Source organism: Streptomyces durbertensis (genome assembly GCF_014156695.1).
GTDB classification, from domain to species: Bacteria; Actinomycetota; Actinomycetes; order Streptomycetales; family Streptomycetaceae; genus Streptomyces; species Streptomyces durbertensis.
Genome location: NZ_WMLF01000338.1, coordinates 1 through 6,001, shown reverse-complemented (window position 1 = coordinate 6,001; position 6,001 = coordinate 1). Strand labels below are relative to the sequence as shown.

Here is a 6,001-nt window from a genome sequence, read left to right as displayed (position 1 = left end):
CCATCCCCGCCCTCCCCACCATGCCGACCACCGTCGGCGGCAAACGGACGCGGCCTTTCCACTCGTGCCCGGTGCGGGTGGCACAAGAGCGTCACCGAGTCCGACTGCATAGTGCTCCCCTGAGACATGGACTCCCAGCTCCTTGAGTTCGATTGCTCTGACGAAACTCATCATCCGTGAAACCAAGGGCAGTTACGAGGAATATCCGCGTTGTGGGGTAAAGATCATCGAGGGTGCTGAGCTGCCCATTCCGTGAGTTGTTCCCGCGCTGCGTCATCAAAGAGCGCATGACGCTCGAAGAGCGCGAACAGGTCGATGTACTCGCTGACGTCACGAGGATCGAGGAACACGATTCGCCCAGTGAACGTCTCAGCGGTAGTTAGCCGTTCATCGTAGATGGTGAATGTGTTCATGGGGCCGCGACTGAGCTGCGTGCCGAGCGGGAGGACGCCGATGCGGACGTTGGGAAGGTGCGACAGTGAAACCAGGCGATCGAGCTGAGCTGCCATCATGGTTGCGGGAACGATGCTCCAGCGGGCCGCCTGCTCGGTCAGCAGAAACGTGAACTGTTTGGTCGAGTCGCAGAGTACGGCCTGACGTGCCAGCTTCCGAGCGACTGTCCCGGCGGTGTCGACCGGACAGTGCGTGAGGCTGGCGGCGATGTACTCGGGCGTCGCGAGCAGACCGGTCACCATGGACGGCAGGAAGTACTGAAGTCTTCGTGCGCTCGCCTCCAGCCCGGCGAGTTCCTGCTGCCGTTTGTCCAGACCCCTACGCCACGAGGAACGCTTGCTCTGCCACTCCGTGTTGGCGAGCCTGGTAAGCGAGGTAACCTCCGCGACGACTTCTGGCGGGGCCTGCAGCGCTCTGAGGATCAGATCGACGTCGATCAGATTGGGAGTTACCCGACCGGTCTCGATGTTGCTGAGCTTTGTCTGGGAAATGTTGCAGCGCCGAGCGAGCCACACCTGTGTTCGGTTGGCTCGCCGGCGCATCTCCCGGATCGTTCTGGCCAGGTCGGCTTTCGACTGGTCTATCCGGTTCGGGTCAAAGGTCAAGGCCCTTCACGTACTCCTCGAAGGGCACGGCGTGCTGAAGGGCGACCTGCTTCCACGTTCGGTACGGTGCGAGGTCGCCGCTGTACGTCTCGCGGTTGATCTGAGCGCCGTCGGGCCGAAAGTTCAGGTGCACGAGGCGAGTTTCGTCAAACATCCACCAGTCACGGCCGTTGAGAGGGAGACCGTGGTCGTCCTCGGTCACGTCCAGTACGCGGATGTCCTCGCCCGCCCGGATGTTGCCGGGGATGCCCCACGCGAACTGGTAGCGCTGGTAGTCCGTGAGCGGCCGGCGCACGATGCGGACACGGCCGACGTTACGGCCGGAGCCGACGTATCGCCGCACCCGTTCGTGCCAGCGGGCGTTGTGGTCGGCGGGCTTGCCCTCGCCGCGCAGGAACCGCGCAACGCTTCCCTGTTCCCTGGGCATGGTGTACGTGGGCTGCGCCTCGAATCTCCAGGCCTCTCGCTCGAAGGAGTCGAAGAACTCCCGCCAGCGCTCACCATCCAAGAGCACGAACGGCCTCCCTCAACACGTCCTCGGGAATCTTCACCAGCGCCTCTCCGTCCGGCGGCTGGAAGGACTCGCACCGCTGCCCCTGGACGACGATGCCGCCGTCCGTGTTGTCGCGGTAGACGTTCGGGCAGTCATCGTCATCACACTCCGGCCCTCCCACCCCACCGGTAAGGCGCGTCAGTTGATCCCTACCCATGGTTCCCCTCCCGTCCGGGGACGATCCCCGTCAGCGGGCACGACGCTAGATCCGGCGCATGGGCCGAGTCCACCGGGCGACGGCGGTATTCACGTTCTCGGGTAAACGATCTACGCGGCCGGAGAGGCGATGGCGGTGTGTGCCGGGTCCAGGTGCGGCAGGCCGATCTCGCGGGCGACCTGCCGCACCTGTGCGGCTGAGGAATGAGCGGCTGCCGGGCAGCGGAGGTGGTCAAGTCCGTGGTCCGTGGTGTTGTTCCCAGTAGGTCGTGAACGGCACGGCGTGGTTGAGTGCCAGGTCGCGGTAGCCCTGATACTCCGCGAGCCGGTCGGCTGGCAGCAGCTCGCCGCCGACGAACCTTCCCTCCGGCGTGTAGTGCATCCGGTAGACACTGCGGTCGTCGAAGAGCCAGAAGTCGTGATCCGGCAAGCCGCTCACCGTCTGCTCCACGAGGTCGATGATCCCGATGTCCTCTCCGGCTTTCACGTTCCCCGGGTAGGCGGACAGCTCATAGCGCAGGTAGTCGGTGAGGGGCGAGCGCAGCACGTGGACGCGTTCGACGCTCTTGCCCTCGTCCGTCATCGACCGCACCCACGGGTTGTCGTCCCAGTCCGGTCCCATGTCCTCACCCGCGAGGAACCGTGCGATCTCCTCCCGCTCCTCCTCCACGTCGTATTCGTCCAAGGTCTCCAGCCGGAACGCCGTCCGTTCGAAGGTCTCGAAGAGACGCCCGAACTCCTCACCGCTGAGCATCGAAGTACTCCTCCAGCGCGCCGGCCGGGAGCACGAGTGTCGAACACGTGCCGTTCTTGCAGTCCGGTTGTCCTGCCAACTTCCGTAGCATTCTGGCCTCCTCGCGTCACTGAGCCCTCGGTCTGCTCAATGTTCCATACGGCGCCGGGTACCCCAGCCCGATCACGGTTAGTGGGTTACGTCATCGAGGTCGAAGCGGCAGAAGACGCTCTTGCCGCCTGCGTCGCGTGGGGCCCACCAGACGGCACTGGCGAGGCTCTGCACGAGGAACAGGCCTCGTCCGTGCTCTGGGAGTACGTCGTCGGTCGTCACGGTGGAGAGCTCGTGATCGAGGAGGTCACCGACCGGGAGGATGGGAGGGGTCGAGTCCTGGTCGGTCACTTCGATGAAGAGCCAGCGTGACCAGGCGCGGAAGACGACGACGATGAGGCGTTCGCGCTCAAAAGCCGTGAGTTGGCCGTCCGGGGTGGCGTGATGGACTGCGTTGCCGACCAGTTCCGAGACGCACAACTCGACGTCATCGCGAGAGACTTGAAGCACCCAGTCGTGTACGACCTCGCCGGCTGTTCGTCGAGCCACGTGGGCGGTGTCGGCCGAGTCGGCGATGAGCGTGATCGAGCGGAAGCGCTCGGCCAGGGCCAGGGCGAGTGGTTTGAGTGGAGCCGACTCGGCGGCCGAGATCTGTACTTGTCGCATCGGTGCGAGCTCCATTGCACGTCCTCCTGTCTGCCACGGGGTGAGTCCCCGCCGTCGCGTGCCGTCCAGTCAACGGCGGCCCGACGGCGAGCGGCAGTGTTCACCTGGGGGTCCACGCGTCCACGGAGTTCACCTGGCGGCGCAGAGGGGGTTCACGTGTGAACCCCCTCCCGGGGGTGTCTCTGCCCGTGGCACGCTGGGCACGCAGCGTCAGCGAGAGCCGCTTAGGGTGATCATGAGACGGGAATCGAACAGGGCGTTGGCCGCCGTCATAGCGGAGGCCGGGGTCTCGAACAAGGGCTTGGCGCGCCGCGTTCAGGACGTCGCTCGCCGTCGCGGCGTGCACGTCGGAACCACGCATGTGGCGGTGCAGCGATGGCTGAGCGGCAGCGGGATTCAGCCGCGGACAGGCGTGTTTCTTGCGGAGGCGTTGAGCGAGAAGTTGGGGCGAAGGGTCACCCCTGCCGACCTGGGCTTACCTGGGTCGATTGGGAACGGCCCGGATGGAGGCACCAGTTACGCGGCATCGCTTCCTGGGGCGTTGAAGGTCATGGAAGGCTTGACGCGCTTCGGCCCTGAGGGAGGCGCGTCCGATGACCTTCTCCTACCGGAGGGCGAGATCAACAGCGCGGTGCTTTCCTGGCTGGTCTCACGGCCGGACGGGCTCATCGCGTCCTCAACCCTGACCCGGCGGGTCACGATGCGCGACGTGGCAGCCCTGCGCACGGCCGGGGAGATGTTCATGCACCTGGACTTCCGGTTCGGGGGCGGCCACGGCCACCGACCGCTGCGGCACTACTTCCGAGAGGACGTTCTGCCTCTGCTCAACGCCGGCTACACCGACAAGGTAGGACGGGCACTGTTCGGCGCCGCTGCCGAGATCTCACAGCTGCTCGCATGGACGGCCTACGACACCGGGAACCACGCGCTGGCCGACCGCTACCTGGTCGCGACGCTCCGGCTGACGCAGGTGGTGGACGACCGTCTGATGGGGGCGCGCATCCTCACCAACATGAGCCACCAGGCGAACTACCTGGGCCAGGTGTCACGTGCCGTCCGACTCGCGCGCGCTTCCGTCGAGGGAGGCAAGGGACGCGCTACACCGCGCGCCATGGCTCTGTTCACGGCACATGAGGCCCGTGCCCTGTCGACGGCCGGTGATGCTCCCGGCGCGACCAGGGCGATGCGGGAGGCTGAGCGACACTTCGCACGTGCGTGCACGGGCGAGGACCCGGACTGGCTCGCGTACATGGACGAGGCGGAGTTGGCAGGGGAGTTCTGTCACTGTTTCCGCGATCTGGGGCAGGGGCGTGAGGCGGTCCGGTTCGCAGAACGAGCGGTTGAGTTGACGGACCCCAAGTACGCCCGAACGCTTGGCCTCTGCCGCATAGTGCTCGCACAGAGCCAGCTGCTGAACGGGGAGTTGGAGGTCGCCGTCGCGACGGCGGGGGTGGCCGTGCGGGACGGCGACGCCCTCCAGTCCTCCCGCTTCCAGCGCTATGTCACCGACTTCCAGCGGTCCGTCGCGCGGCACGAGGGGGAGCCGGCGGTACGGCGGTTCAACGAGCAGGTCCGTGAGGCCGTGGCCGGGCTTGACGAGGAGTGACGGCGATTCTCACGCGGGTTGCCAGTGGCGGGGAGCACTGTCGTTCCTGAGAGTCGCGATGCGGTGGGCGTACTCCTCGGCCACGGCTCGGCTCTCACCGACGTTCTGCATAAGCCAGGTTGTCATCCGGAACTCCTGTATTCCGCGTAGCGTCGCGAACCCGTGCCAGGAGCCGAGATCGCGTCCGTACGCCGAGATGAAGTCGGAGTACTGCTCTGTTGTCTGCCACCCGAGGCTGTGGTGCTCGGTCGCGGTGACCATCAGGTCCCACTCCGGGTGATCGAAGCTGAACGCCTCGAAGTCGATGAGGACGACACGGCCCTTCCGGTCCACCATGAGGTTCTGGATATGCGCGTCGCCGTGCACCGGCCCTTTGGCCGACTCGAACCGCAGTTCCGCCAGCCCAGTACGTAGCAGCCGGCTGCGTTCGCGTAGGAAGGCCCGGTCGGCTTCGGGGATTCCCGTGACCCTCTCCACCCGCAGGTCCGTGCGGCCGAAGGCGGAGTACGGCGGCAGCTTCAGGCCGTCCGGCAGCGTGAGGCCGTGGAGGTCCCGAAGGACGCGGCCCAAATCGGTGTAGGTGGCGTTGCGGTCGCCCGGCACGATCAGGTGCCAGAAGGTCACCGGGGAGCCGTCCACGACCACGGGTTGTTCGACGTCGTCCAGGACGCGGGCAGCGGGGAAGCCCTCATCCGCGAGCCAACGGGAGACCGCCACTTCGTTTTGTACGGAGTCGAGGTACTCCGTCGAGCGGGCCACGCGGACGATGACCGGGTGCGTCGCCAGCCGGAAGAGGGCGTTCTCTCCGAAGCGGATGAGTTTCGCGCCGGTCGGGTCGAGCCCGACCGTGCGGCAGGCTTCGGCTGACACGGCCGAGGCACGCTCGGACGTGAACTCCGCTCCCGCCGCCAGAGGACCGTCGGACGGCATGCCGCATCCCTCCCCGCAACAAAGCGACGCCGTGCCGCCGCCGAGGGGTCGGCGGCGTGCGGCGCGTACGAGGCGACGGTATCGAGTCGCGGCGGGCTGATGAGCGGTCTCTGCGCGGGGCGCCGTCTCAGTCGGAGGTGGGAGTGAGGCCGATGGGGCAGGTGAGGCCGGTGCCGCCTATGCCGCAGTAGCCGGCGGGGTTCTTGTCGAGGTACTGCTGGTGGAAGGACTCGGCGGGGTAGAAGGGG

At 66.5% G+C, this 6,001-nt stretch carries 8 protein-coding genes; 1 reads left to right on the top strand and 7 read right to left on the bottom strand.

Features of this window, described 5'->3' with window-relative positions; translation table 11 throughout:
- Window positions 1-224: 224 nt before the first annotated feature.
- From GL263_RS19675 to GL263_RS19655, 5 genes are all read right to left on the bottom strand, one after another.
- Window positions 225-1,058 carry a helix-turn-helix domain-containing protein gene (locus GL263_RS19675; RefSeq protein WP_182857058.1) on the bottom strand — a complete coding sequence of 278 codons (834 nt, stop codon included), beginning with the start codon at window positions 1,056-1,058 and terminating at the stop codon, window positions 225-227.
- Complete coding sequence (locus tag GL263_RS19670; protein ID WP_182857057.1) at window positions 1,048-1,572, bottom strand: DUF6879 family protein; 525 nt, start codon at window positions 1,570-1,572, stop codon at window positions 1,048-1,050. Before GL263_RS19670 ends, GL263_RS19675 begins: the two co-directional genes overlap by 11 nt.
- A complete protein-coding gene (locus GL263_RS19665) occupies window positions 1,556-1,768 on the bottom strand; it encodes a hypothetical protein (RefSeq protein WP_182857056.1) in 213 nt (70 codons plus the stop codon). The genes GL263_RS19670 and GL263_RS19665 overlap by 17 nt, the downstream gene beginning before the upstream one ends.
- Before the next feature lie 231 nt (window positions 1,769-1,999).
- Window positions 2,000-2,521: a DUF6879 family protein gene (locus tag GL263_RS19660; RefSeq protein WP_182857055.1), complete on the bottom strand. Its 522-nt coding sequence runs from the start codon at window positions 2,519-2,521 to the stop codon at window positions 2,000-2,002.
- 168 nt (window positions 2,522-2,689) lie between these two features.
- Window positions 2,690-3,232 (bottom strand): ATP-binding protein, encoded by a 543-nt coding sequence (locus GL263_RS19655; RefSeq protein WP_182857054.1) that lies wholly within the window; start codon window positions 3,230-3,232, stop codon window positions 2,690-2,692.
- A gap of 220 nt (window positions 3,233-3,452) precedes the next feature.
- On the opposite strand from GL263_RS19655, the gene GL263_RS19650 reads away from it, so the two are divergent.
- Window positions 3,453-4,823: an NsdA family TPR-like regulatory protein gene (locus GL263_RS19650; protein ID WP_182857053.1), complete on the top strand. Its 1,371-nt coding sequence runs from the start codon at window positions 3,453-3,455 to the stop codon at window positions 4,821-4,823.
- A gap of 9 nt (window positions 4,824-4,832) precedes the next feature.
- Here the strand turns inward: GL263_RS19650 and GL263_RS19645 are convergent, their stop codons facing one another.
- Both GL263_RS19645 and GL263_RS19640 read right to left on the bottom strand, forming a co-directional pair.
- On the bottom strand, window positions 4,833-5,753 hold the full coding sequence (locus GL263_RS19645; RefSeq protein ID WP_182857052.1) for a phosphotransferase enzyme family protein: 921 nt from the start codon (window positions 5,751-5,753) through the stop codon (window positions 4,833-4,835).
- Window positions 5,754-5,880: 127 nt separating this feature from the next.
- Window positions 5,881-6,001: peptide-methionine (S)-S-oxide reductase (locus GL263_RS19640; RefSeq protein WP_182857051.1), on the bottom strand; the 121-nt coding region annotated here is incomplete at its 5' end.

Excerpts from the sequence above, each read along its gene's own strand:
- GL263_RS19645 (WP_182857052.1), bottom strand. The coding sequence starts at position 5,753 with ATGCCGTCCGACGGTCCTCTGGCGGCGGGAGCGGAGTTCACGTCCGAG.
- GL263_RS19665 (WP_182857056.1), bottom strand. The coding sequence starts at position 1,768 with ATGGGTAGGGATCAACTGACGCGCCTTACCGGTGGGGTGGGAGGGCCG.
- GL263_RS19660 (WP_182857055.1), bottom strand. The coding sequence starts at position 2,521 with ATGCTCAGCGGTGAGGAGTTCGGGCGTCTCTTCGAGACCTTCGAACGG.
- GL263_RS19650 (WP_182857053.1), top strand. The coding sequence starts at position 3,453 with ATGAGACGGGAATCGAACAGGGCGTTGGCCGCCGTCATAGCGGAGGCC.
- GL263_RS19655 (WP_182857054.1), bottom strand. The coding sequence starts at position 3,232 with ATGGAGCTCGCACCGATGCGACAAGTACAGATCTCGGCCGCCGAGTCG.